This is a genomic window from Reichenbachiella sp., from assembly GCF_039969095.1.
In the GTDB taxonomy this organism is placed as follows: domain Bacteria; phylum Bacteroidota; class Bacteroidia; order Cytophagales; family Cyclobacteriaceae; genus Reichenbachiella.
This window is the reverse complement of sequence record NZ_JBDVOL010000011.1, coordinates 438504-463138: the sequence shown is the minus strand read 5'-3', so window position 1 is coordinate 463138 and position 24635 is coordinate 438504. Positions and strand designations below refer to the sequence as shown.

The 24635-nt window shown below is 39.1% G+C and carries 20 protein-coding genes and 1 tRNA gene; 11 read left to right on the top strand and 10 right to left on the bottom strand.

From position 1 onward, the window contains the following. Positions 1-30 precede the first annotated feature (30 nt). Complete coding sequence (locus ABJH98_RS10630; protein ID WP_348307651.1) at positions 31-1041, top strand: GntG family PLP-dependent aldolase; 1011 nt, start codon at positions 31-33, stop codon at positions 1039-1041. On the opposite strand, the gene ABJH98_RS10625 is transcribed toward ABJH98_RS10630, so the two are convergent. The 3 genes from ABJH98_RS10625 to ABJH98_RS10615 form a co-directional block, all read right to left on the bottom strand. Continuing rightward, a complete protein-coding gene (locus ABJH98_RS10625; RefSeq protein WP_348307650.1) occupies positions 1038-1478 on the bottom strand; it encodes an SRPBCC family protein in 441 nt (146 codons plus the stop codon). The two genes, ABJH98_RS10630 and ABJH98_RS10625, sit on opposite strands and share 4 nt — an antisense overlap. 108 nt (positions 1479-1586) lie before the next feature. Beyond that, the gene (gene leuS / locus ABJH98_RS10620; RefSeq protein WP_348307649.1) at positions 1587-4370 is read right to left on the bottom strand and encodes a leucine--tRNA ligase; all 2784 of its coding nucleotides are present in this window, start codon (positions 4368-4370) and stop codon (positions 1587-1589) included. A 174-nt stretch (positions 4371-4544) separates the two neighbouring features. Further along, positions 4545-4618, bottom strand: a tRNA-Met gene (locus ABJH98_RS10615). A 121-nt stretch (positions 4619-4739) separates the two neighbouring features. On the opposite strand from ABJH98_RS10615, the gene ABJH98_RS10610 reads away from it, so the two are divergent. Beyond that, the gene (locus ABJH98_RS10610) at positions 4740-5123 is read left to right on the top strand and encodes an START-like domain-containing protein (RefSeq protein WP_348307648.1); all 384 of its coding nucleotides are present in this window, start codon (positions 4740-4742) and stop codon (positions 5121-5123) included. A 347-nt stretch (positions 5124-5470) separates the two neighbouring features. Further along, positions 5471-5998: a thioredoxin family protein gene (locus ABJH98_RS10605; RefSeq protein WP_348307647.1), complete on the top strand. Its 528-nt coding sequence runs from the start codon at positions 5471-5473 to the stop codon at positions 5996-5998. A gap of 2 nt (positions 5999-6000) precedes the next feature. On the opposite strand, the gene ABJH98_RS10600 is transcribed toward ABJH98_RS10605, so the two are convergent. Beyond that, on the bottom strand, positions 6001-6807 hold the full coding sequence (locus ABJH98_RS10600; protein ID WP_348307646.1) for a 3'-5' exonuclease: 807 nt from the start codon (positions 6805-6807) through the stop codon (positions 6001-6003). Positions 6808-6842: 35 nt separating this feature from the next. Continuing rightward, complete coding sequence (locus tag ABJH98_RS10595) at positions 6843-8204, bottom strand: Mur ligase domain-containing protein (RefSeq protein ID WP_348307645.1); 1362 nt, start codon at positions 8202-8204, stop codon at positions 6843-6845. Between the two features lie 249 nt (positions 8205-8453). Between ABJH98_RS10595 and dnaB the strand changes: the two genes are divergently transcribed. Further along, positions 8454-10031 carry a replicative DNA helicase gene (gene dnaB, locus ABJH98_RS10590; RefSeq protein ID WP_348307644.1) on the top strand — a complete coding sequence of 526 codons (1578 nt, stop codon included), beginning with the start codon at positions 8454-8456 and terminating at the stop codon, positions 10029-10031. A 14-nt stretch (positions 10032-10045) separates the two neighbouring features. Beyond that, complete coding sequence (locus ABJH98_RS10585) at positions 10046-11044, top strand: zinc-binding dehydrogenase (protein ID WP_348307643.1); 999 nt, start codon at positions 10046-10048, stop codon at positions 11042-11044. On the opposite strand, the gene ABJH98_RS10580 is transcribed toward ABJH98_RS10585, so the two are convergent. Next, on the bottom strand, positions 11041-12234 hold the full coding sequence (locus ABJH98_RS10580) for an OmpA family protein (RefSeq protein ID WP_348307642.1): 1194 nt from the start codon (positions 12232-12234) through the stop codon (positions 11041-11043). The two genes, ABJH98_RS10585 and ABJH98_RS10580, sit on opposite strands and share 4 nt — an antisense overlap. A 48-nt stretch (positions 12235-12282) precedes the next feature. Next, the gene (locus tag ABJH98_RS10575; protein WP_348307641.1) at positions 12283-13989 is read right to left on the bottom strand and encodes a hypothetical protein; all 1707 of its coding nucleotides are present in this window, start codon (positions 13987-13989) and stop codon (positions 12283-12285) included. A gap of 197 nt (positions 13990-14186) precedes the next feature. On the opposite strand from ABJH98_RS10575, the gene ABJH98_RS10570 reads away from it, so the two are divergent. From ABJH98_RS10570 to guaA, 3 genes are all read left to right on the top strand, one after another. Next, positions 14187-14927 (top strand): hypothetical protein, encoded by a 741-nt coding sequence (locus ABJH98_RS10570; protein ID WP_348307640.1) that lies wholly within the window; start codon positions 14187-14189, stop codon positions 14925-14927. After that, the gene (locus tag ABJH98_RS10565) at positions 14914-15588 is read left to right on the top strand and encodes a DUF6048 family protein (protein ID WP_348307639.1); all 675 of its coding nucleotides are present in this window, start codon (positions 14914-14916) and stop codon (positions 15586-15588) included. The genes ABJH98_RS10570 and ABJH98_RS10565 overlap by 14 nt, the downstream gene beginning before the upstream one ends. Before the next feature lie 96 nt (positions 15589-15684). Then, positions 15685-17214 carry a glutamine-hydrolyzing GMP synthase gene (gene guaA, locus ABJH98_RS10560; protein WP_348307638.1) on the top strand — a complete coding sequence of 510 codons (1530 nt, stop codon included), beginning with the start codon at positions 15685-15687 and terminating at the stop codon, positions 17212-17214. A gap of 3 nt (positions 17215-17217) precedes the next feature. Here guaA and ABJH98_RS10555 read toward each other — a convergent pair whose 3' ends face one another. Together ABJH98_RS10555 and ggt are read right to left on the bottom strand one after the other, a co-directional pair. Next, complete coding sequence (locus ABJH98_RS10555; RefSeq protein ID WP_348307637.1) at positions 17218-17586, bottom strand: hypothetical protein; 369 nt, start codon at positions 17584-17586, stop codon at positions 17218-17220. Positions 17587-17846: 260 nt separating this feature from the next. Then, complete coding sequence (gene ggt, locus ABJH98_RS10550) at positions 17847-19544, bottom strand: gamma-glutamyltransferase (protein ID WP_348307636.1); 1698 nt, start codon at positions 19542-19544, stop codon at positions 17847-17849. Between the two features lie 128 nt (positions 19545-19672). Between ggt and ABJH98_RS10545 the strand changes: the two genes are divergently transcribed. The 3 genes from ABJH98_RS10545 (at position 19673) to ABJH98_RS10535 (ending at position 23654) form a co-directional block, all read left to right on the top strand. Further along, a complete protein-coding gene (locus ABJH98_RS10545; protein WP_348307635.1) occupies positions 19673-20155 on the top strand; it encodes a dCMP deaminase family protein in 483 nt (160 codons plus the stop codon). A gap of 362 nt (positions 20156-20517) precedes the next feature. After that, complete coding sequence (locus ABJH98_RS10540) at positions 20518-21858, top strand: NAD(P)/FAD-dependent oxidoreductase (RefSeq protein ID WP_348307634.1); 1341 nt, start codon at positions 20518-20520, stop codon at positions 21856-21858. After that, positions 21855-23654 (top strand): 4Fe-4S dicluster domain-containing protein, encoded by a 1800-nt coding sequence (locus tag ABJH98_RS10535; protein ID WP_348307633.1) that lies wholly within the window; start codon positions 21855-21857, stop codon positions 23652-23654. Before ABJH98_RS10540 ends, ABJH98_RS10535 begins: the two co-directional genes overlap by 4 nt. A 602-nt stretch (positions 23655-24256) precedes the next feature. Here the strand turns inward: ABJH98_RS10535 and ABJH98_RS10530 are convergent. Then, positions 24257-24586, bottom strand: coding sequence for an iron-sulfur cluster assembly accessory protein (locus ABJH98_RS10530; protein WP_348307632.1), 330 nt, complete (start codon positions 24584-24586; stop codon positions 24257-24259). Positions 24587-24635 lie beyond the last annotated feature (49 nt).

Below are 24635 nucleotides of genomic sequence, written 5' to 3'. Positions count from 1 at the left end.
GAATTGAAACCAAGCTACAAATAGAAAACAATGACAATTGATCTAAGAAGCGATACCGTAACCAAACCATCTGATGAAATGTTGCAGACTATGATGGCTGCTGAGGTGGGAGATGATGTTTTTGGTGAGGATCCTACCATCTTAATGCTTGAAAATAAGATCGCTAATTACTTTGGTAAGGAAGCGGCTTTGTTTTGCCCATCTGGCACGATGGCCAATCAAATCGCGATTAGAATCAACACGCAACCACAAGATGAGATTATATGTGATCGGACGTCACATATTTATAATTATGAAGGTGGTGGTGCAGCTTATAATTCCATGGTCTCTATGAAATTATTGCATGGGGACTTAGGTAGGTTTACTGTAAATGATGTCAGAGAGAATATCAATCCCAATGATATTTATTATGCCCGAACGTCAATGATCGCTCTGGAAAATACGGTCAACAAAGGAGGAGGCAGTGTTTTTCCCTTAGACGTAATTAAAGACATAGCCAAAGTTGCTGTTGAAAACAAATTGAAAATGCATCTGGATGGTGCCAGAATATTCAATGCTTTGGTAAAGACAGGCGAAAACCCCAAAGATCACGGCAAATGCTTCCATACCATGTCAGTTTGTTTTTCCAAAGGATTAGGCGCTCCGGTAGGATCAGCACTGTTGGGCTCAAAAGAAGCGATAGCCAGAGCCAAGCGGGTGAGAAAAGTCTTGGGTGGAGGCATGAGACAAGCGGGATACTTAGCTGCAGCATGTATTTATGCATTAGAAAACAATGTCAAGCGACTGAAAGATGATCACAGAAGAGCCAATCAATTGGCGAATGTGTTTGAGGACAAGATGTATGTCGAAAATATTGTTTCTGCCGGCACGAATATCGTGATTGTAACCATAGCTAAGGACAAATCAGTCAATGATTTACTTAACAACTGGAAGAAGAAGGGCTTGTTAGCTGTCCCATTTGAATCAAACAACATTAGATTGGTGACTCATCTGAATTTCACGGATGATATGCTTCAGAAAGTAACAAAAATACTAGCTTAAATTGCTTGCCCTTCGGCAAAGGTTTTGAATTGATTCATGAATTTGAGCGTTTGCTTTGGAAAAGCACTTTTCATAAAAATGCCCATCAGCTTCATAAACCCTGAAAATTGAAATTCATTTTCTGAAATCCATCGGGTTTGTTTTTCACTGATTTCTACAAAGTTGTTTGATATATGATTGTAAACGCCTTTGGTTTCATAAGTGCCAGTCATCACATCTGGCAAGTCATTTTTAGTCACTGTTTCAATCATTTCAATATCACGTTTGCCCATTTTGTATTGTAATTTGGACTTGGCCCCAGGTTGACCTGGTTCGCCACTGATGGGCTCAAAACTAACCAAGTCAGGTTGCCATTTGTGCATGTTGTCTGGATTATCAAAAAGTTCTATGACTTTTGGCCGTGGTAGGTCAATAATGATATCAACTGTGTACTTCATATTAGCGCGTTTATCTGTCTAATATAATCATTCAACCAACCAAAAAAAAGAAGGCATTCAATTGATCATTTTCAGTTGAATGCCTTCTTAGTACAATAGTCTGTACTCTTATATTACGACGTTAATGATTCGTTTTGGCACAATAATCATTTTCTTAGGTGCTTTGCCTTCAGTCCATTTTTGTACCACCTCGTGAGCTAACACCTCAGCCTCAATTTCTTCTTTTGGTTTGTCAATGGCGAAAGCAATTTTGGCTCTGACTTTACCATTGATAGAAATTGGATACTCATGGGTGCTTTCCGTCAAGAAACTTTCATCAAATGCCGGGAATTGCGCCAGACTGACCCCGCCGCTGTGCCCTAATTGCTCCCAAAGCTCCTCTGCCAAATGTGGTGCAAATGGAGATAGCGCAATGGTCAGCTTCTCCAATACTTCTCGCTTGTTGCATTTCAATGCGGTCAATTCATTTACAGCAATCATTAATGTGCTTACAGAAGTATTTAAAGACAAGTTGTTGATGTCTTCCTCTACTTTTTTGATCGTCTTGTGAATGACCTTTTGTTCGTCATTAGTAGGCGATTCATCAGAGACTTCAAAACCATCTTCAGCATTATGGAAGAGTCTCCAGAATTTCCTCAAGAATTTAAATACCCCATCAATACCATGCGTATTCCAAGGCTTGAATTGCTCCAAAGGACCTAAGAACATTTCATACATTCGGAGCGTATCAGCGCCATATTTTTCGATGATGTCATCTGGGTTCACTACGTTGTATTTAGACTTCGACATCTTTTCCACCTCGTAGCCGCAGATGTATTTTCCATCCTCCAGAATGAATTCCGCATCTTTCAAATCAGGTCTCCAAGCTTTGAAAGCATCTGCATCCAGAATGTCATTGTCTACTAGACTTACGTCAACGTGCATTGGAGAAGTCTCGTGCTTTTCTTTTAGATTCAAAGAAACGAACTTGTTTGTTCCTTTTACTCTATAGACAAAATTCGATCGCCCTTGAATCATACCCTGATTCACCAATTTCTTGAATGGTTCTTCTTCTTTGGCAAAACCTCGGTCACAAAGGAATTTGTTCCAGAATCTGGAGTAGAGGAGGTGGCCTGTCGCATGCTCAGTGCCACCAATATATAGGTCTACATCTCTCCAGTAGTTCTGTGCTTCTGAAGACACAAAAGCATCTTCATTATTCGCATCCATGTAGCGGTACCAGTACCAGCTAGATCCTGCCCATCCCGGCATGGTACTTAGTTCTAAAGGATAAGACTCACTAGAACCTTTAGGTGTATAGACAAAACCTTCTGCTCTGGCTAATGGTGGATCGCCATCAGCGGTAGGTAGGTATTTGTCAATTTCTGGCAATACGATGGGTAAGTCTTCCTGCGCTACGGGATAGGGGATGCCATCTTTGAAATAGATAGGCACTGGTTCGCCCCAGTATCTCTGACGAGCAAAAATGGCGTCTCTGATTCGGTAATTGATTTTACCACTTCCAATATTATTTTCTTCTAAGAAAGTAATGGCTTTGTCTGTGCCTTCTTGAAAAGACAATCCTTTCAAAGGTCCCTCATTGATGATCTTACCTTCTTTGGTCGCATCAGCTTCTTTACTCACATCCATTCCTTCGTAAATGGGAAGAATCGGTAGGTTAAAGTGCTTGGCAAAATCAAAGTCCCTTTGATCACCTCCTGGCACAGCCATAACGGCCCCAGTTCCATAACCAGCCAATACATAATCAGCAATCCAAATAGGAATACGCTCATTGTTGAATGGATTGATGGCGTAAGCACCTGTAAAAGCACCGGACACGGTTTTCACATTGGTCATGCGATCACGTTCAGATTTGTTTTTAGCGACTTCAACGTAGTCTTCTACTTCTTTGCGTTGGTCATCGGTTGTGATTTTATCAATCAAATCCAGTTCTGGAGCCAACACTAAAAAGGTAACTCCGCAGACCGTATCAATACGAGTGGTAAAAACTGTAATCTTTTCGTCGTGCCCTTCGATGGTATAGTCCATCTCAGCACCCTTGGATTTACCAATCCAATTGCGCTGCATTTCTTTCAATGGTTCAGGCCAATTGACTGTATCAAGGCCTTCAAGCAAACGTTCAGCATAAGCTGTGATACGCATGCTCCATTGTTTCATGTTTTTCCTAACTACAGGAAAGCCGCCTCTTTCAGAAAAACCGTCTTTGACTTCGTCGTTTGATAGTACTGTTCCCATTTCAGGGCACCAGTTTACTGTAGTCTCTGATAGGTAGGTGAGTCTGTATTGGAGTAAAATCTCTTGTTGCTTCGCTTCATCAAAAGAATTCCAATCCGCTGCCGAGAATGATCTAACATCTTCATCGCAAGCAGCATTGACTGTACAATTCCCTTCTTTTTCAAATTCAGTAACTAGCTCTTGAATGTCTCTGGCTTTATTGGCGTCATAATCATACCAGCTATTGAAAAGTTGGATGAAAATCCATTGCGTCCACTTATAGTAATTAGGGTCGCAGGTTTGCACTTCTTTGCTCCAGTCAAACGAAAATCCAATATTTTTAAGCTGCTCCTTATATCTGGCAATGTTTTCTTCTGTGGTGACGGCTGGATGTTGACCTGTTTGGATGGCGTATTGTTCTGCTGGTAGTCCAAATGCATCAAAGCCCATAGGATGAAGAACATTAAATCCTTTCGTTCTTTTGAATCGGCAAACAATGTCGGAAGCGATGTAACCTAAGGGATGACCTACATGAAGGCCCGCACCTGAAGGATATGGAAACATATCCAGGGCGTAGAATTTAGGTTTTTCAGTATTTACTTCAGCTTTGAACGACTGTTGTTCTTGCCAGTATTGTTGCCATTTATTTTCAATCGATTGGAAGTCGTATGATGCCATTTGTTCGTTGGTACTATTTAATATAAGTGCGCAAAATTAATAGGTTTATTGAATTAATTGGTTACATTAAAGGAGTTGTAAATGGGCTAATGGTCAATGTTTGTACAACTCCTAAAAATTCAATAAATGAAAAAGGCAGTTGCCTAAAAAATAGGAACTGCCTTCTGAATCTAGTAGCGAAGACGGGAGTTGAACCCGTGACCTCAGGGTTATGAATCCTGCGCTCTAACCAACTGAGCTACCTCGCCGTGTGATTTTTCGAGGTGCAAATCTAGCCATTGTTTGTTTATTCACAAGTCTTTATAAAAACTTTTGATACATTCGTAGAAAATTCATACATTGAACAATCACGAAATCGATATTTAGGATATGAGCAAGTTCAAATTTGTAGGGGAGTTCGAGGTCAGGGCATCAAAAAAAATGCTTTATCCATATCTATCTACAGCAAGTGGGTTAGCCCAATGGTTTGCTGATGATGTGAACATAGATGAGGATAAAATATTCACCGTCATTTGGGATGGTGAAGAGAATAAAGCCAAGATGACTTCTCATCGGACTAATTCTCAAGTAAAATTTGAATTTATATCTGAGGATGACGATCCTAATTATGTGGAGTTCAAAATTGATATGAATGAACTCACCCAATCTGTATTCATCCGGGTGACCGATTATTCGGATATGGACGATGAGCAGGAATTGGAAGAACTATGGGAGAGCCTAATGACCAACCTAAGGGAAATAGTAGGGGGTTAATCTGGGTGCTCTAGCCTGACCACTATACCATCACATATACCGCATTTGCCAGCAAACAAGCCTGGTTTCCCATCTTCTTCGTGGCATTTTACACACCAATATCTTCCGCATGCGCGACAATGAAGGATAGCTCTTTTTTCACATTTATTGCAGTTGTGCATGATATTTCTTCTTTATTTAAATATAGTAAATATTAGAAACCCATCATTAACTGGGCGTAGAGAATAATTTTAGTTCTTAAAATTTTAGTAATAAAATGAACCTAAATCAGTTAATTGTAGTATTAGAGTATGGGTGAAAGTTAAAAAAATGTACCTTTGGAATACGATTTTAAGATAAATCTAAGAATGATGAATAAGATCTCTTTTGTAATTAGTAGTGCTATAGTATTGAGTTTTTTGATGGTTGGTCCATCTACAGCTCAAGAGGTGAAAAAAGGCTTTCGTTCATCCGAAAATGAAGGGTGGATGGTCAATGTAGAAGAGGCTTATCAATTATCAGAAAAAACGAATAAACCTATTTTAGCCAATTTCACAGGTAGTGATTGGTGTGGATGGTGTAAAAAATTGAAAGCAGAAGTATTCAATAAGCCGGAATTCAAAGAATGGGCGGAAGAAAATGTTGTACTACTAGAATTGGATTACCCGCGTAGAACATCACTACCAGAAGCTCAACAGAAGCAAAACGCCGAATTGCAACAAGCCTTTAGGGTCACTGGATTCCCAACTATTTGGATGTTTGATTTGGATAGACCTGATGGTAAGAAATTTCAGATTCAAGCGTACGGGAAAACGGGTTATGCCGCTGGAGGCCCAAATAAATACACACAAAATCTAGATAAAATGCTTGAACTCAAAGAGAAGAGCGTCAATTAATATTATCTGGCATTAAATCCCCTAAGTTTTATTTGAGTTAGCTTTCTTTTGGTATCCAAAGGAAAGTCGCCTTTCATCATCCAATCATAATAACCTGGTTCAGCTTTTAGGATATCTTCCACGGGTTTGTGTCTGTGCTTCCCGAAGTTGAAAACTTCCACACCTTCTTCATTAGTTACGAACCTGCCTGCTAGATCTACCATATTAGCAGCTGAAACCTCATGTAGGTTTTTCATATCATTGGCAATTGTGCCAATGACTTTGCCCATAGGATTCGTCACTTCTTGTCCGTCATAGCGCTCAACTTGCGCCTTGATCACAGCAGCAGTTGCCAATGTATCTGCTTCAGCACTATGTGCATCTTCAAGAGATTTGTTACAGTAAAACTGGTATGCCGCAGTTAAGGTTCTTTTTTCCATCATGTGGAAAATCTTTTGAGCATCTACAAATTTCCTATTTGAGGTATCGAATTCAACATCTACCCTTAGAAATTCTTCAACTAGTAATGGGATGTCAAATTTCAAACAATTAAACCCTCCTAAATCACAGCCATTTAAAAATTCTGCTAGACTTTTTGAAATGGATTTAAAAGTTGGAGCATCTTTCACATCCTTATCATAAATACCATGGATCAAGCTGGTTTCTAATGGAATCGGAACCGTTGGGTTGATTTTCATCGTTTTGATGATTTCCTCTCCGTCAGGCATGATTTTCACGATAGAGATCTCTACAATTCGATCAGTAGAAATATTAGTACCTGTTGTTTCCAAGTCGAAAATCGCCAGTGGATGATTTAATTTTAATTGCATGGGTGTTTGATATAATGTTGAATTAACAGGGCTAATTAGTTTGTGATTTTTTCCGCTATTGCGTTAAGGTCTAGTCCTCCAAAATTCCCAGAACTCATGAACAATAAGTCACGATCTTTCCAGTCTTTGTTTTGTATATGGTCGGCTAATGCAGTGGGATCTGTAAATACCTGAATATCTTTTCTGCTAAAAGATGTTTTGATATCCTCTTCGGATATAGGAGCGTAGTTCTTTTCTTTTATTAGATTTTGATCGAAGTAGACAATCGCTTCTTCTGGTGCTTTATACGTGTTTTTATATTTACTTAGAAATTCTTTGTTCAAACTACTGAATGTATGCAATTCGTAACAGGCTACCAGTTTTCTTTTTGGGTGAAGTTCTTTTAGAGCAGCCACAGTTGCGGCTAGTTTGGATGGTGCATGAGCAAAATCTGTGTAGACCGAACAGTCATCACTTTCTGAAAGCAAATTATTTCTTTTGAAAGCGCCTTCGAATGAGGCAATGGCTTTATAAAATTGCTCATCGGTGATGCCAATCCTCTTGAGGATTAATCTGGCGCCTTCAATATTTTGCATATTGTGCTTGCCGATAAGCTTTACAGGAGTATCTCCGTTCAAAATAAATACACCATCCTTTACCTTATATTTAGGAGTTTCGTAAGGCTCTTTTCTGACATCGTCTCTATCAATGGATCCTATTTTTTTGGCTTGCTTGTCTTCTTCGCAATACACCAATGTACCAGCTTTAGGTGTGCGATCCGCTAATTTTTCGAATTGTGATAAGTAACTTTCTTCCGTCGGATAGACATTGATATGATCCCATTCAGTGCCGCTTATCAATGCAATATGGTGGTCGTATTTGAGAAATTTAGGTTCTAAGTCTAAAGGGGAGGTAAAATATTCATCACCTTCAATAACAATTACTGGAGCGTTAGACAGTTTGATGGTTTCTTCAATGCCATGAATTTTGGCTCCCACTACATAATCAAAATCCTTTTTCCAGTAATTAAGCACGTGAATAATAGTGCCTGTAATTGTCGTTTTACCATGACTACCAGCAATTACAATTCTTTGTTTATTGTCTGATTGTGCTCTAATAAACTCTGGATAAGACCATATTTTAATTCCTAATGCTTGTGCTTTAAGCAATTCTGGATTGTCTGCTTTCGCATGCATACCTACAATGATAGCATCTATGGAATCATCAATTCGATTCGCATCCCAGCCCATATCGGTAGGAAGCAAATCATTGGTTTTCAATAAACTAGCCGCAGGATCATATATCTTATCATCAGAACCTAATACAGTCATACCTTTTTTCTTAAGTGCAACAGCTAAGCTGCTCATGACTGCACCTCCAATAGCGATAATGTAGATTTTTTGATTTTTTTGACTCATGCGAGAATTGAATTTTTTCAAAAATAATGTAATTAGTAAGGTGTACAAATTAAACCTTATCATAAAATTAGTTGAACAATATTATCAGTGTTAATCGTTTAATAATGTAACAACTTGTACACGCGATTTTTAATGTGGAAATGTTGTATATAAGCCACTGGTTTTTTTGAAAGATTACATCACCCGATTTAATAAGTTTGTTCTCGAATTTAAAATAGAACAGATACAGCGATTTGTCTTTAAAAAATTATGGCTAATATAGATTCTCCAGAGCAAGGAAACTTTAAGAGTAAAGTCAGTAACAGGAAAAACCCATCTAAAGCGGCGCTTGTTCCATTAGGCAAAATGCAGCCACAAGCAGTGGACATAGAGGAAACTGTGCTCGGTGCTTTGATGCTGGAAAAGGATGCACTAACTACAGTTATTGACATTCTGAAGCCACAAAGTTTCTATGACGATCGCCATTCAAAAGTATATGAAGCCATTGTTCAGCTGTTCAACAAATCTGAGCCGGTAGATATCATGACGGTGACGGCACAGTTGAGGAAAAATGGAACCTTGGAAATCGCAGGAGGTGCCTATCACATTGCCAACCTTACCACTAGGGTCAATTCAGCTGCCAATATTGAATATCATGCTCGAATAATTACTGAGCAGGCCATCAAAAGAGATTTGATTAGAATATCTGCAAAAATTCAAGAAGATGCTTTTGAGGATACCGAAGATGTATTCGAATTATTAGACAGAACCGAGCAAGCCTTATTTGAAATTTCTGAATCCAACATAAAGAAAAATTATGCGGGCATGCAGCAATTGATGCATGAAGCCATTATGGAGATTGAAGCTCGCAAAGAACACAAAGATGGTCTGACTGGAGTCCCAAGTGGCTTTACCGAATTAGATAGAGTCACGGCAGGATGGCAGGCCTCAGATTTAGTGATAATAGCAGCTCGTCCTGCCATGGGTAAAACGGCTTTTGTAGTCTCTGCCATGAGAAACGCGGCAGTGGAATTTGGTGAAGCTGTGGCGATATTTTCTTTGGAGATGTCTTCGATTCAGTTGGTTAATCGATTGATTTCAGCGGAAGCTGAGCTAGAAAGTGATAAAATAAAGAAAGGTAATCTTGCGGATCATGAGTGGGAACAATTGGTGCATAAAACAGCAAGACTGACAGAGGCGCCTATATTTATAGATGATACACCAGGGCTGAGTATTCTTGAATTGAGAGCGAAATGTAGAAGGCTAAAGGCTCAACATGACATCAAAATGATCATTATTGATTATTTGCAGCTGATGTCTGGAGACTCTTCTAAGTCTGGAGGAGGATCAGGAAATAGGGAACAAGAGATTGCTTCTATCTCAAGAGCCTTGAAAGGAATTGCTAAAGAGTTGAATGTGCCGGTGATCGCACTTTCGCAGCTAAGTAGAGCGGTGGAGACTAGAGGAGGAGATAAGCGACCACAACTTTCGGATTTGAGGGAATCGGGTTCTATCGAGCAAGATGCGGATATGGTGATGTTTCTGTATCGTCCAGAGTATTATGATATTACTGAGGATGAAGATGGTTTACCTACAGCTGGAACTGGGGAAGTGATCATTGCTAAGCATAGAAATGGGTCTTTAGAAAATGTGAAACTTAAGTTTATCGGACGATTTACCAAGTTTGCGGATCTGGATGGTTCAATCATGGGTGGAGACTATAGTGGTGGTGGATTCCCATCGGCAGGTATTCCTGCTGAATTTGACAGTTCACCGAATACTGTCACATTCCCATCTAAAGCGAACGAAGGTGAAGGAGGAGCTTCATCAGATCCAGCACCATTTTAAAAAACCAATTAAGTATGAAAGCCCTTTTACTTGTTGACGAAAGTCAAGATAAAATTGCCATAAGAGATATTGAAAAACCTTCACCAAAGTCAGGAGAAGTATTAATTCAGATAAAGGCTGCTGCGTTGAATCATCGTGATCAATGGTGTAGAATTGGGATGTATCCAAATATTAAATACGATACGGTCTTAGGATCAGATGGAGCCGGAATAGTGTCTGAATTAGGGGAGGGTGTGGCAAGTGATTGGCTTCATAAAGAGGTAATAGTTAACCCTAACATCAACTGGGGTTCAGACGAGGCCGCACAGTCTGCTGAGTATCACATCCTGGGTATGCCCACCAACGGCACTTTTGCAGAATATGTAATTGTGAATGTAGATCGGTTGATGGAAAAACCTGCTCATTTAGATTTTAATGAAGCGGCGGCATTACCACTTGGAGGACTCACAGCCTATCGGGCAGTGTTTTCAAAAGGACAAATAAGCAAAGGACAAAAAGTGCTAGTTACTGGAATTGGTGGAGGTGTGGCTCAGTTTGCCTTCCAATCTGCTTTAGCTGCTGGTGCAGATGTATTTGTGACTTCTGGAAGTGAGGAGAAAATCACACTTGCAACGGATTTAGGAGCTTCAGGAGGTTTTGTGTATAAGGAAGAAAATTGGGCAAAAGAAGCACTAAAAAGTACTGGCGGTTTTGATGTAATTATAGATAGTGCAGGAGGAAATGCTATGAATGACTATCTGAGATTGATTAAGCCTGGAGGAAGGTTGGTGCATTATGGTTCAACTTCTGGAGTGCCGAAAAATATCGATATGTTCCGACTGTTCTGGAGTCAGGCTAGTATTCATGGCAGTTCCATGGGTTCTGATTTAGAGTTTAAGGAAATGGTCAAATTTGTTTCTCTAAATAAAATAAAACCAATCATTTCTTCGGTGCGGAATTTCGATCAAATTGTATCAGCATTTGATGAAATTCATGCAGGAAAACAAATGGGTAAGCTGGTAGTTAGCTTCTAATTTTCTAGAATAAGAAATTCGACACGTCTATTCAGTGCCTGATTTTGAGGCGTATCGTTCGGCACAATCGGTTGACTGCTTCCATACCCTTTATATTCTAATCTAAATTCATTCAAACCTTTAGCCACTAAATAATCTACGACAGCTTTCGCTCGAGCCTCTGACAATGTTTGATTATATGTTCTTGAGCCTACATTGTCTGTATGCCCTTCAATCTCAATTTTCACTCTTCGATGTTTTTCCATATAAGATAATAGCTTATTAAGTTCCAGAAATGATGTTCTTAGCAAAGTAGCTTTGTCAAATTCAAAATAAATATTCTGCAGAGTGAATTTTTTGCCCACTTCTGCAGGGCCAAAATAATCATCTTCTGGCTCTGCCTTTGCAACTGCTGGATCTGGGAAAATAGATTCATTCGGATCAACGGGTCTTACCGAAATATCATCAATGAAATAATAGGCAATTTGAGGTTGGAGATGTTTAGGAGTACGCTTGTCACGGACTTTAGAAAACTGTCTTTTAGTTTTTTTTGTATTAAGCGAAGAATCAGGAGCAAAAGTACCAACTGTCAATGCCAATTCATCTCCTTGTGCAGTGAAGGTGCCCGATATCTTTGTCCACCCCTCATTGTCATCCAAGAGACGATCTTTTGGGTTGGAAATCTGAGGTTTGTAATGATTAAAATTCATGACTTGCCAATCGAAATTGGGCATGTCTTTAGTGAAAAACATGCCGATACTATTAATAGCAAACTCGCAATTGTCAGCAAGATTGACCCACATTTCTGCATAGTATTGATTGCCCGCCACTAGTGGTTTGGTTAGTTGTACCATGGCAAATTCTCTATGATTTTCAGGGACTCTCCATCCACGGCCACTTTTCGATGTCAAATATGAAATGACGCCAATATAAGCCTCTCCATCATGCGCTTTTTGTTTCCCAAATACACTATAGGGAACACTCATCAGATGCTTTGTATCACAGGCGTTGAAATAGTCAGGAGAGGGATCTGCGGTACCAAAAGGGAACCAGGATTTGGTGAATTTAAGTTGATTCATGCTGAATGGGCATTCCCAGCTTTCTTCGAAACTTGGATTGACAACCATATTTTGACCGAGAGCAGATCGAATACTAATGAATAGCATGAAACCCACTAAAAAACCATTCTTGACCATGGACGCAATATACATGCTCAAAGCGATTTCTTGTCTTTGAGTACGTATATTTCAAATGAAGAGTTAAGATTTTTTCTTGGTTCCACAAACTGGTAATTCCGGAATGTTGGTTAGCCGAGTGGAGAGTTTTTCTATATTAATTCCTTCAAAAATGGGAATTTCTTGATTTAGTATTCTTGATGAATTCAACTCAAAATCAGCATATTGCCATGCGATATCGAGCTTTTTTTTAATCTCCTTAGCCTCACTATTTTTTTCTTGACCTTCCAGACTCAATTGTAATCCTTTTAGTGCCCAGCCGTTGTTAGGATAGTTTTGTAAATCTTCCCAATAGGTTTTAACTGCCAAATCAAAATTTTCATTTTCCAAATAGATGGCTCCCAAATTATGTCTCACTGAAAAAAACCAATCAGGTGGTTCATTGTAATTTAGTTGATCTTCAATAGTCACAGCTTGTCTAAGTTTGCTTATAGCCTCCGATGCGTTTCCTTTATGATTTTCAAGTTCCGCTTCTAAAATCAATGTTGCAATTTGTACCAAATGATCCACTGTATTCAATTCCCAAATTGAAATTTGCTTTAGTTCTTCCTTATCTTCTATTTTCCTCAAAAATGCCAATTCATTTTCTGCTTCTCTTTGCTGTCCTGTGCCGAGAAATGCCATTCCTCTTGCATAATGTCTGATAGCCTTTGGATACAATAAATCTGGTTCTCGAAGTTGAAGAATTTGATTCCACTGACCGAACTTGACCAAAATGTAATACGGAATTATATAGTAATGTTGAAGTGTTGCCCACTCGGGTTGATACATCAATTGAGCATCAGCATTTTGTGCCACTTTAAAAGCAGATTCTATCGCTAATTTGCCTCTTCCTTCGAGTGTCGCTGTTGCTGCTAGGAAATGGTAGTTGTGAGGGTAGTAGGCTAACGGATAAATGCCTTGTGCATTACAATTAGTGATGTACAGACTGTCTGCAACTACAGACAATTCTCCAGCTGTACTTCCTTCATGATAGTGACCAGTTCTAATATAAATGTGTGCTGGCATATGAACCAAATGACCAGCGCCTGGAACCAAGTCAGTCAAAGTATTAGCAGCTTCAATTGCCCTCTCCGGTTTTTTTGAAGCTTCTGTAGCATGTATGTAATAGTGATTCGCTCCTGGATGATTTGGGTTTGCTGCTAACGTACTTTCAAGAATGTCCAAAATCTCATTAGTCCATGGTTTTGGATCTCCATTTTCAATATTCCAATAATCCCAAGGATGCAAGTCCATGAGCGCTTCGGCGTATAAGGTGGCTATATCGTCGTTTTCCTTAAAATTGGAGTATACCTCCCTCATAGCGCTAGCAAACTCTTCATAGCATGAAGCTAAAGTTTGTGTTTTATTTTTTGGGTATCGTTTATCGATAGCTTCAATCATTTGTTGTTCAATTGCATCCGTTTTTATAGCATATTTTTTAGCTAATGTTATATAGGAGTTTGCTTCTTCAACTAGGGAGGAATCCATGGCACTATTGATGTTGGGTCCAAGTACATAAGCCATGCCCCAGTAACACATGGCACATTCTTCGTCTAACCGACTAGCTTCTTTGAAGGATCGCATGGCTTCTGCATGATTGAGTCCATAAGTGAGAGTTAATCCCTGGTCAAAGAATTTTTGGCTCCATTTATTTGAAGTAGTGATTTTTAGTTGGTTGTCTCCAAGGTTATCAAATAATGGAGCTTCAAATTGTGGATTTTTATTTGCTTGACTACATGAAATTATCATCAGACAAAAAAGGAAGTTTAGATTGTTAAAAGGTTGTCGAAACATGATTTGTAATTTTGATTGCTAGCCAATAGCTGCTGCGCTTGTAGTCAAGAGAATTTAGTTAGGTGTACAAGAGGTGAACATTAAAACATTTCTTATTAGAAGAACTTAAATTTAATGCATTTAAAATATTCGTTATCATTTAGATTTGCGTAATGACAAACACGAATTTTTTCAAAAATGGTAGGGCTTTGAGGATATTGGTGCTCTATATAGGAGTGTTTGCCTCTATTTGGGCTTGTGAAGAAGAAGTTGATCCTACCGTCAGTGACCCATCGGTTGGTGTCTTTTTTTTAAATCAGACTAGACTGACTAAGGTAGATTTTAAGGTTGATTCTCTTGATGAGGAATTAGAAGTATATGATTCTATAATATCAAGTCTTGAAACTAGTGCTGATGACTTGGTGGATAGGCTAATCGATTTGACAGATTCATTGGCTGATGGATTTGACTTGGAACAAGACAGTATAGATGTGGTTCACGATCTGGATACCTTGAATAGATTCCTTACTGATGTAGAAATGGAAGATTCTGTTGTGAATGCGATACGGTCCCTATGGGCAGATACAGCGGCAACTATTAATTCAGGTGCTGTCAAAGTTGAATCCATCGTAAATACAAAGAATATGATTCCGATCTTTTATGAAGACAGCAGTACTTCGTGGAAATTGCCATTGGATATGCAGGCAGATGATATTGATGTTGATATTACAATCGAAGGGAGTAAGACATTCAACTTGAAGCTGAGTTATAGCCGAACTACCACGGCCAATGAAAAAAACAAAGTGGTTATCAAAACAAGCAATTTTGAAATCATATCTACTGATTTTAATAATTCAAGCCTGTCTTGTGAAAATTGTGATGACATAAATACAATGATCTATGTCGAATTTTAAGTGCTTTTTAGTCTTGTTGGCTTTTATTTCTTTTCAGGCTTTTGGTCAGGACTCTTTGCGAGTAGATGAAGAAAGCAGCGTACCTATGCCATTTTTGTCTACGGTGGCTATTTCTGTTGATTATGGAAAGCTCTTCGGGCAGTTGTTGGATTCCGAATCGAAGTTTGAGTTTGGAGGGCAAGTAGAATTGAAGGATCGATTTGTATTAATAGGGGAGTATGGTTTTTCTACACTCAACCCGAATGGAGCCTATCAAAATACGGATTATCAATCTGAAGGAAATTACTTTAGAGTTGGGCTCGGATATAAAATTGATTTTACCCCAAAGAACAATTTGTATTTTTCTGCACTGTATGCAAATTCTAGCTTTGAAGATAAAGGTACCTTAGATATTACCAGCGCATCAGGTATATATAGTGATTTGACAGAGCCATTTGTCAGAAAGGATCTGTCTGCTCAATGGTTCGAAGTGGTGATGAGTTCAGAGGCGAAACTTTGGAAGGGATTGTACGCTGGATTCCATTTGAGACTTCGTATAATGGGTAAATATGATGAACAAGAGCCATTAGATGTCTATACTATTCCGGGATATGGACGTACGTTTGATCAGTCTATTCCAGCATTGAATCTATATATTAAATACGCATTAGCACGTTTTTAATAGCGATTGATTCACCTTTTCTTTCAGGACTAAAAATTTACGGAACTAAATTGACCAGACCACTTGCAGGTCAGGTAGGCTGTGTTAATTTTGCGCATGGCAGAAAAGATTATCATCCTCGATTTCGGTTCTCAATACACACAATTGATCGCACGTCGCGTCAGAGAGCTGAATGTATATTGTGAAATTCACCCTTTTAGTAAGATACCTGAGTTAGACGATTCCGTCAAAGGATTGATTCTATCAGGCAGTCCCTGCTCTGTAAGGCAGGCAGACCATCCAGACATCAATTTAGGTGCACTGATCGGTGAAGTGCCGATTTTGGGTGTTTGCTACGGTGCACAATTGATTGCACATAAGTCTGGAGGTGAAATTACTCCATCGAAGATCCGTGAATATGGTAGAGCTAATCTTTCAAAAGTAGATTCAACCAATGAATTGCTGAAGGAGATCAATATGGACACTCAAGTTTGGATGTCTCATAGCGACACAATCAAGAGTATTCCAGATCATTTTGAAATTATCGCAAGTACTCCACAAGTAGAGGTCGCAGCGTTTCACAGTACAACCCATCCGGTATGGTGTATTCAGTTTCATCCTGAAGTGACTCATTCGACTCAAGGAAAAATCATTTTAAGAAATTTCGTGGTTCACATTTGTAAGTGTAGCCAAGACTGGACACCAGATATTTTTGTGGATGCCACCGTTTCTGATCTCAAGGATCAGCTCGGAGATGATCAAGTTGTGCTAGGGTTATCTGGAGGTGTTGACTCTTCTGTTGCTGCAATGCTGATCCACCATGCGATAGGGAAAAACCTCCATTGCATATTTGTAGATAATGGACTGCTTAGAAAAAACGAGTTTAGCGATGTCTTGAAATCTTATGAGGGCATGGGGCTGAATGTAAAAGGAGTTAACGCCTCCGAAGCGTTTTATAAAGCCTTGGAAGGATTGACTGATCCAGAGGAAAAACGTAAGGCTATTGGACGCGTATTCATAGAAGTATTTGATGCCGAAGCTAAGAAAATCAAGAACGTAAAATGGTTGGGTCAGGGTACGATTTATCCAGATGTGATCGAGTCAGTTTCTGTCAATGGACCGTCGGTTACTATCAAGTCTCATCACAACGTTGGAGGACTTCCAGCTAAGATGAATTTGAAGGTTGTTGAGCCATTGAATACGCTCTTTAAAGATGAGGTAAGAAGGGTAGGGAGATCACTTGAAATTGATGAAAAAATACTAGGTCGTCATCCATTCCCAGGGCCTGGATTAGGGATCAGAATTCTTGGGGATATTACAGCTGAGAAAGTACAAATTTTACAGGAAGTAGATCACATTTTTATCAATGGGCTGAAGGACAAAGGACTCTATGATGACGTGTGGCAAGCAGGTGCTATGCTGCTTCCAATTCAATCTGTAGGAGTGATGGGAGATGAACGAACTTACGAACGTGTGGTGGCGCTTAGAGCCGTCTCAAGTGTGGATGGAATGACGGCTGATTGGTGTCATTTACCTTACGATTTTTTGGCTGACATTTCGAACCAGATCATCAACAAAGTAAAAGGGGTAAATCGAGTGGTTTACGACATCAGTTCGAAGCCACCAGCTACCATCGAATGGGAATAAAATTTAGAATTGATCTGACTTGATTAGATCATTTAATTCTTTCAAAATGATATCGCAGAGTTCTCGTAGCTCTGCGATTTGTTTTGGTATCAACTCTATATTTCTTGGCGCTTTTGCGTTGCCTTCCAGCTCTCTGATGTGAGTAGATAGATTGTCAATATTCAAGAGCAACAGAGAAGGTTTGAGCTTATGCATCATCCGACCTACCTGCTCCCAATTTTTGGCTTTTCCTTCACGCTCAATGTCGCTCACCATGTCTGGCGTATTCTTGACAATAGTCATGATCATTTCGTAAATGAATTCTCTGTCATGATCACTAATTTCATAGAGATAGGAGAGATCTAAAGGAAGTTCGATTTTGTCAGAAGCCATAGGCTGTTGCTTTTTAAGGCAGTATTAAATTTTAAAGCTCCAAAATAAATAGAATTCCTCATTTGATTATAAGAATTCTTGAAATGAATAAAATATCACTTGATGTTTTCATTGATAGAGAAAATCTATGAGTGATATTTAATGCTTTATAAATCAGTAGATTGAATTAATTCAATTAAACCAAAGGTTTTAAATATTTACGACTAAGCAAATGACATAATTTATATAGAATAGTATTTGAGATTTGGTTGTCATGTGTTCTAATATCCTGCAGCAGCACTTTCGTTTCGAGTAATATCAGGTGCACCTTCTATCGTACCATCGTCATAAACCAAAATACATTCAAGTTTTCCAATCGCTGATCTTACTTCAACCTGATGACCAAGTTGGCCTAAAGAATCTAATACGCTTTGATCAAATTTTCCATCTTCAAAATAGACCTTATCAGGTAGCCATTGGCTATGAAATTTTGGGGCATCGACCGCTTCTTGCATCGTCATATTATGGTCTATAATATTTAGGATAGTTTGGTAAACCGAGGTGATAATTGTGGAGCCTCCAGGAGTGCCTAAAATCATTTTTAGTTTACCTCCTTTTTCTACTATGGTAGGAGTCATGGAGCTCAGCATTCGCTTCTCCGGTTCGATCGAATTTACATCGGTACTGATCAATCCAAATTGGTTAGCCACTCCAGCTTGAGCACTGAAATCATCCATCTCATTATTTAGAAAAAAGCCACCTCCATTCACGACTACTTTGGAGCCGAAATAGCTGTTCAAAGTGGTGGTGATTGCCACTGCATTTCCTTCAGAATCGAGGATAGAATAATGAGTGGTTTCCATGCTTTCAATGATGTCTACTTGACCATCTTTGACTTCCGAAGATGGGGTTGCTTTTTGTGGAGTGATGGTAGAAAATTTTGATTGATTGTAAGTTCGGCTTAGCAATTTTTCAAGTGGGATATCAACATAATCTGGGTCTCCTAAATAAGTGGCTCGATCGGCATAAGCACGTCGTTCAATCTCTACCATATGGTGAATCGTTTCTGTTGTATTATGTCCTGATTTTTTGAAGTCAAATTGCTCTGACCCTTGCAGCATTTGAAGCAGAGTGACACCTCCTGCTGAGGGCGGTGCCATCGTAATGATCTGATGGTTTTTATAAGTTTCTACTAGTGGTTTTCTCCACTTAGACTTGTATTGTTTGAGGTCATTGCTCGTGATCAGTCCATGACCATTTGATTGCTCTTCCACTATTTTTTTGGCTACCCAACCAGCATAGAATCCATCTCTTCCTTTGGCTTGAATGGCCTTCAGTGTTTGGGCTAAATCTGTATTGATGAGTGTGTCGCCTTTTGACCAGATTTCATCTTTTGTATAAGCTGTCTTTCTTTCATTTTCTTCAAGAAAAACGTCATGAAATCTGTTGAGTTCTTTTGCCAATGTTGCATTGATAGCATGCCCATTTTCACTCAAGGATATGGAAGGCTGTAGCAGATATGACCATGGTTTGGTTCCATACTTTTCATGCAAAGCATAAAGCCCATCTACCGAACCCGGAACTCCTACAGCTAGATGACCAACCAAACTTTTGTCAGGAATGACTATTCCCGATTCATCCAAATACATATTTTTAGAAGCAGCTAATGGTGCTTTTTCTCTAAAATCTAATGAGCCAGACTGCCCATCAAATTTGCGAAAGACTGCAAATCCACCTCCACCAATATTGCCTGCTTGTGGATAAACAACCGCTAAAGTAAAATGAACAGCTACAGCAGCGTCAAATGCATTGCCACCTTCCAGTATGACTTGTTTGCCAACTTCGGATGCTAGTTCATGTGCCGTCACTACCATACATTCTTTGCCAAGTAGCCCTTTGTTCGTTTTTTGATGTGAATCTGGATTTTCACAAAAAGTGAAAAATAAAGAGAGCGAAACGAGAATGGTTCTGTTTATCATAGTGTCTTCATGATTGTTGGATAACAATAATAACGAATATGTAAACCAACATTGAAAACAATTACCTCATGAAATGCTATATCTAAAGTCAGGTAATCGGTAAATTGCTTTTTGTAAGATGAATAATTATGAAGAGACCTGATTTTGATGATATTTATATGGAATTGGCGGCTAATCTCGCCAAACGATCTCATTGTATTAAAAGGCACGTAGGAGCTGTTTTAGTAAAGGAGACCAGGATTATATCTATAGGCTACAATGGACCTCCAGCAAATACTCACAATTGTGACGAAGAATTTCCAGAAACGGGATGTGATCGGGATTCAAAGGGAAGTTGTACATTGGCTATTCATGCGGAACAAAATGCCATATTGTACGCAGTGAAGAATAATGCATCAGTAGAAGGTTCTAAGTTGTATGTGACGCTGTCTCCGTGCCTCTCTTGTGCAAGAATTATCTATTCCATGGGGATCGCTGAAGTGGTCTATCTGAAATCTTATGCAGAATACAAAGGTTTGCAATCTGATGAAGGAATTGACTTTCTGCAAAAATTCGGAGTGACTTGTAAAAAGTACGAAGGGCAAATAGCAGATTTAACCACTTTGATTTAAAAAGTAAAAAGGTCTTAAAAAAAGGAAGGGGCTGCCTTTTGACGTGCAACCCCTAAACCAACCTAACCTAAACTTACCTCAACAACCTTAAATGTTGTAATTGAATGCTACTCTAATATAACGATTATCGTGCCAAAAAGATGTAGACATTCGAAAATATTTTTCTTTCTTTCGAAATTGTGATACAAAGATAATAAGCTGTTGCAACACACAAAACTATTCTGAGAAAAAATGTGAAATTTACGGGTATTCACTATTTACTAGGGGAATTACCTATATGAATGGAACTATATCCATTTAGATGGGATTATATGGAAGTTGATTTACTTTTAGTATGGAGTTCTACTAGGAACAATGAGTTTATGACAAAGCAGAAACGAATAATAATCATCGGAAATGGAATAGCTGGAGTCACTGCAGCTCGGCACATTAGAAAGAATAGTGATTGTAAAATCACTGTTATCTCTGGTGAAACGGATTATTTCTATTCCAGAACAGCGCTTATGTATGTCTACATGGGGCATATGGAATTTGAACATACTCAACCTTATGAAAACTGGTTTTGGGAAAAGAACAAGATTGATTTGATGAAGGGCTGGGTTACAAATGTAGATTTCGAGAAAAAAAGCATAAAAATTGAAGATAAGAAATCCCTTGCTTATGATTCTTTGATTATTGCGACAGGATCTGTTTCAAACAAATTTGGGTGGCCTGGACAGGATGCCATTGGAGTGAGTGGGTTGTACAGCAAGCAGGATCTTGAATATATCACGGCACAAACCCAAACTACTAAGCGAGCGGTAATCGTGGGCGGAGGCTTGATAGGGATCGAATTAGTTGAAATGCTCCATTCAAGGGGAATAGAAGTCACTTTTTTAGTTAGAGAAAGGAGCTTTTGGGATATAGTGTTGCCAAAAGAGGAGTCTCAAATGATCAATCAAGAAATTCTAGACCAGCACATTGATTTACGGTTGGAGACGGAACTAAAGAAAATCAAAACGGACAGTAATAATCAAGTAACAAGTGTGATAACCAGTGATGGTGAAGAAATTGAATGCACCTTCGTTGGGCTTACTGTGGGTGTATCGCCAAATGTGAATTGGTTAAAAGGTAGTGGTTTAGAGTTGAATAGAGGCGTTTTGGTTAACGAATATTTGGAAACTAACATTCCTGATGTTTATGCGATTGGCGATTGTGCTGAGCATCGCAACCCTTCTCTTGGTCGGAGGCCTATAGAGCAGGTTTGGTACACTGGCCGAATGATGGGTGAAGTGGTAGCCAGTACAATTACAAGTGATAAAACGGCTTACCGACCTGGTATATGGTTTAATTCGGCTAAATTTTTCAATATTGAATATCAAACTTATGGTACTGTAAAACCTGAATTGGAGAGTGGAGAAAGCCAATTTGTCTGGCAATCTGAAGATGGTAAGAAATTGTTACGTTTTGTTTTTGAAACAGAATCAATGTCCGTATTAGGAGTGAATGTTTTTGGAATTCGTATGCGTCATGATGTATGGGACGGCTGGATCGCAAATAATCGCAAGATCAATTTTGTAATGAAAAATCTCGAGCTGGCCAATTTTGACCCTGAATTCTATAAGGCTCATGAATTCAGCATTCGAGAGAAATTCAACCAGGAATTTGATGAAATAGCTGTTGAAAATAATAGAGTATCCATGATTAAAAGACTTTTTGCATGAGTTATAAAACGATACAGCATATTGGTTTATGTGTTTTTCTGGTAGGATTCGGAATGTTTTTACTCACCTTCGGAAGTGAAAATTATAAACTCACAGAACAAATAATTGATGATCATATCGAAAATTCGGCTAAATCAGGTTTAATAAAATCATTTGGCGAGAATGAGTTAGGCCAAGTTCATAGCCATGCAATTAGCTATAATTCAAGTTTGGAAGAAATTTTCGCAAAGATCAATGCCTATCAATTGGATCGTTATGGTCTTAGTGATCAGAAAATTGACCAAATAATAGAAGCAAACAATGACGGTCAATTTTCAACAGAAAAAGCGCAGCAGGCATTTAGGACTAAAGATGCAGTTACAGGGTTCCAATGGGAGGCCTTTCAATCCTACGGGGGTTGGCTGGATGGCCGTAATTTTGGGAACGAAGAGGAACTGCGTAAGGCATTGAAAACTGTTCAAGTGAACATTGCAAAATATGGAGTCATCAATCAAAAAGGCTTCAATGAATATGAAATCAAAGATTTGAAATACGCCTTGACCAAGGCTTCATCGATGGGTTGGGTGTCAGAGCATAAAACACTGGCGTTGGTGCTTGTATATGGTATGACGTTGCTTGGGGCTTTGCTCTACATTCTACCCAACAAGAAAATACTGGGGCCACCGGGGATTAAAAACGACGGAACTTTTCATAGTAAGACTAAAAACATCGGATGGATAGGGATTCTGCTTGGGACCTTTCTGATACTTTTTTATATCGTATTGTATTTCTATCCGGAGTACATGACCAGCTGGATTTTGATGGTAGACCCCGTGAGTCAATGGCTCAAAGGGTCAGATGCGGGTCGGTTTTTTCTGTATGGGTTTATTTACACGCTGGCGATTCTGGTGATGGGCATTCGAATGATCATCAAATATCGACATAGCAAGTACCAGCTTTGGCGAACGGCTTCTGTGATGTTTTTTCAGTTGGCTTTTGCTTTTCTGATCCCCGAAATACTGATTCGATTGAATCAGCCCTACTTTGATTTCAAAAACATTTGGCCGCTGGATTATGATTTCTTTTTTGACAATGAACTGAATACGCTCATCAATCATGGCGGTATTGGATTGTTCATGTTGGGCTGGGGGATAGGGCTGACCTTGATCGGTGTGCCTGTGATGGTGTATTTCTTTGGGAAGCGCTGGTATTGCTCATGGGTGTGTGGGTGTGGAGGCCTAGCGGAAACTGCCGGTGATCCGTTTCGCCAGTTGTCGGACAAATCTTTGAAGGCCTGGAAGTTTGAACGAATATCCATTCATGGGGTATTGGTATTTGCTATAGTCATGACCATTGGTGTGTTATATACCTATTGGACGGGAGAGAGTGAGTTGCTGGGTGTGAGTTCCTATAAAGTACGCTCCATTTACGGTGGTTGGATAGGCGCTGGTTTTGCTGGTGTGGTAGGCACTGGATTTTATCCCTTGATGGGGAATAGAGTGTGGTGCCGATTCGGGTGCCCATTGGCGGCCTACCTTGGCTTAATACAACGATTCAAGTCCAGATTTAGAATCACCACCAATGGCGGACAATGCATTTCGTGTGGCAATTGCTCCACTTATTGTGAAATGGGCATCGACGTGCGCTGGTACGCCCAGCGTGGTGAAAATATCATCAGATCATCTTGTGTTGGCTGTGGGGTGTGTTCAGCTGTTTGCCCAAGAGGGGTGCTCAATTTAGAAAACAGAGCAGACGATAATCGATTTGAATCGGCTGGCTTGATTGGTAATGATAGTTTTCCTGAGATAAAGAAATGATTAACTAGGTTACTTGAAGTAACCTTAATCTACAGTATGGCAAGAAATTACAGCCGAAATGAATGTGTAATGAAGGATGATTTTATTTAATTGCACTATAAATACTGTGAAGTTGTAATCGCAATCGACCGATGACAATTAAATGATTCGTTTAAAGCCTTTACTATACACATGGATTATGTTTTTACTTGTATCGTGCAAGTTTTCAATATCCAATATCTCTAGTTCGAAAGAAGGAAGGAGTCAGAATATGTTATGTGCAAATGGTTTTTTTAATGAGGTTGTATTGTATAGATCTCAAAAAAAGATTTTCCCTTCAAAAGACTCATTAATGTCTCTAATGTATGAATATGAGCCTGTGTGCTTAAATTATATAGATAGTGTGTCCACTGTCATTTACAAAAATGATTCAGCTGATTACGTATTTTGGTTTAATGACTCTTCTTTTGTTAGTTCTTTTTCAGAGAATAATTACTTTAGGATAATTAGTATTACTGAGGATTCAACTCGTCTCAAACTTGTTAAACGTCCATCGACAGAAGAGACAAAAAAATAGCCATGAAGATCATCCACGGCTATCAATATTTTTATATGAAACTGTTTTAGACAGCAAAGCTTTCTCCGCATCCACAGGTACGAGTAGCGTTCGGATTTACAAATTGAAATCCTTTACCATTCAGTCCATCAGAAAAGTCTAAAGTAGTATCTAAAAGATAAAACAAGCTTTTCTTATCTACGATTACTTTCACGCCGTTGGCGCCTTCAAACACATCGTCTTTGTCAGTGATCTGATCATCGAATGACAAATCGTACATCAGACCAGAACACCCACCACCTTTCACTGAAACTCTCAAGTTATGGAGATCTGTGTGGCCTTCTGCCTTTTTCAACTCTACAATTCTGTTTTGCGCTTTTTCTGATACGGTCAACATATTTTATTTATTTCTAAAGGTGTTTTTAACACCAATTTGAATGTTCAAC

Coding starts and splice junctions, on each gene's coding strand:
- ABJH98_RS10580 (WP_348307642.1), bottom strand. CDS start 12,234: ATGTATATTGCGTCCATGGTCAAGAATGGTTTTTTAGTGGGTTTCATG.
- guaA (WP_348307638.1), top strand. CDS start 15,685: ATGGCAGAAAAGATTATCATCCTCGATTTCGGTTCTCAATACACACAA.
- ABJH98_RS10565 (WP_348307639.1), top strand. CDS start 14,914: ATGTCGAATTTTAAGTGCTTTTTAGTCTTGTTGGCTTTTATTTCTTTT.
- ABJH98_RS10610 (WP_348307648.1), top strand. CDS start 4,740: ATGAGCAAGTTCAAATTTGTAGGGGAGTTCGAGGTCAGGGCATCAAAA.
- ggt (WP_348307636.1), bottom strand. CDS start 19,544: ATGATAAACAGAACCATTCTCGTTTCGCTCTCTTTATTTTTCACTTTT.
- ABJH98_RS10535 (WP_348307633.1), top strand. CDS start 21,855: ATGAGTTATAAAACGATACAGCATATTGGTTTATGTGTTTTTCTGGTA.
- ABJH98_RS10585 (WP_348307643.1), top strand. CDS start 10,046: ATGAAAGCCCTTTTACTTGTTGACGAAAGTCAAGATAAAATTGCCATA.
- leuS (WP_348307649.1), bottom strand. CDS start 4,370: ATGGCATCATACGACTTCCAATCGATTGAAAATAAATGGCAACAATAC.
- ABJH98_RS10630 (WP_348307651.1), top strand. CDS start 31: ATGACAATTGATCTAAGAAGCGATACCGTAACCAAACCATCTGATGAA.
- ABJH98_RS10595 (WP_348307645.1), bottom strand. CDS start 8,204: ATGAGTCAAAAAAATCAAAAAATCTACATTATCGCTATTGGAGGTGCA.
- ABJH98_RS10555 (WP_348307637.1), bottom strand. CDS start 17,586: ATGGCTTCTGACAAAATCGAACTTCCTTTAGATCTCTCCTATCTCTAT.
- ABJH98_RS10605 (WP_348307647.1), top strand. CDS start 5,471: ATGATGAATAAGATCTCTTTTGTAATTAGTAGTGCTATAGTATTGAGT.
- ABJH98_RS10625 (WP_348307650.1), bottom strand. CDS start 1,478: ATGAAGTACACAGTTGATATCATTATTGACCTACCACGGCCAAAAGTC.
- ABJH98_RS10540 (WP_348307634.1), top strand. CDS start 20,518: ATGACAAAGCAGAAACGAATAATAATCATCGGAAATGGAATAGCTGGA.
- ABJH98_RS10530 (WP_348307632.1), bottom strand. CDS start 24,586: ATGTTGACCGTATCAGAAAAAGCGCAAAACAGAATTGTAGAGTTGAAA.
- ABJH98_RS10575 (WP_348307641.1), bottom strand. CDS start 13,989: ATGATAATTTCATGTAGTCAAGCAAATAAAAATCCACAATTTGAAGCT.
- ABJH98_RS10545 (WP_348307635.1), top strand. CDS start 19,673: ATGAAGAGACCTGATTTTGATGATATTTATATGGAATTGGCGGCTAAT.
- ABJH98_RS10570 (WP_348307640.1), top strand. CDS start 14,187: ATGACAAACACGAATTTTTTCAAAAATGGTAGGGCTTTGAGGATATTG.
- ABJH98_RS10600 (WP_348307646.1), bottom strand. CDS start 6,807: ATGCAATTAAAATTAAATCATCCACTGGCGATTTTCGACTTGGAAACA.
- dnaB (WP_348307644.1), top strand. CDS start 8,454: ATGGCTAATATAGATTCTCCAGAGCAAGGAAACTTTAAGAGTAAAGTC.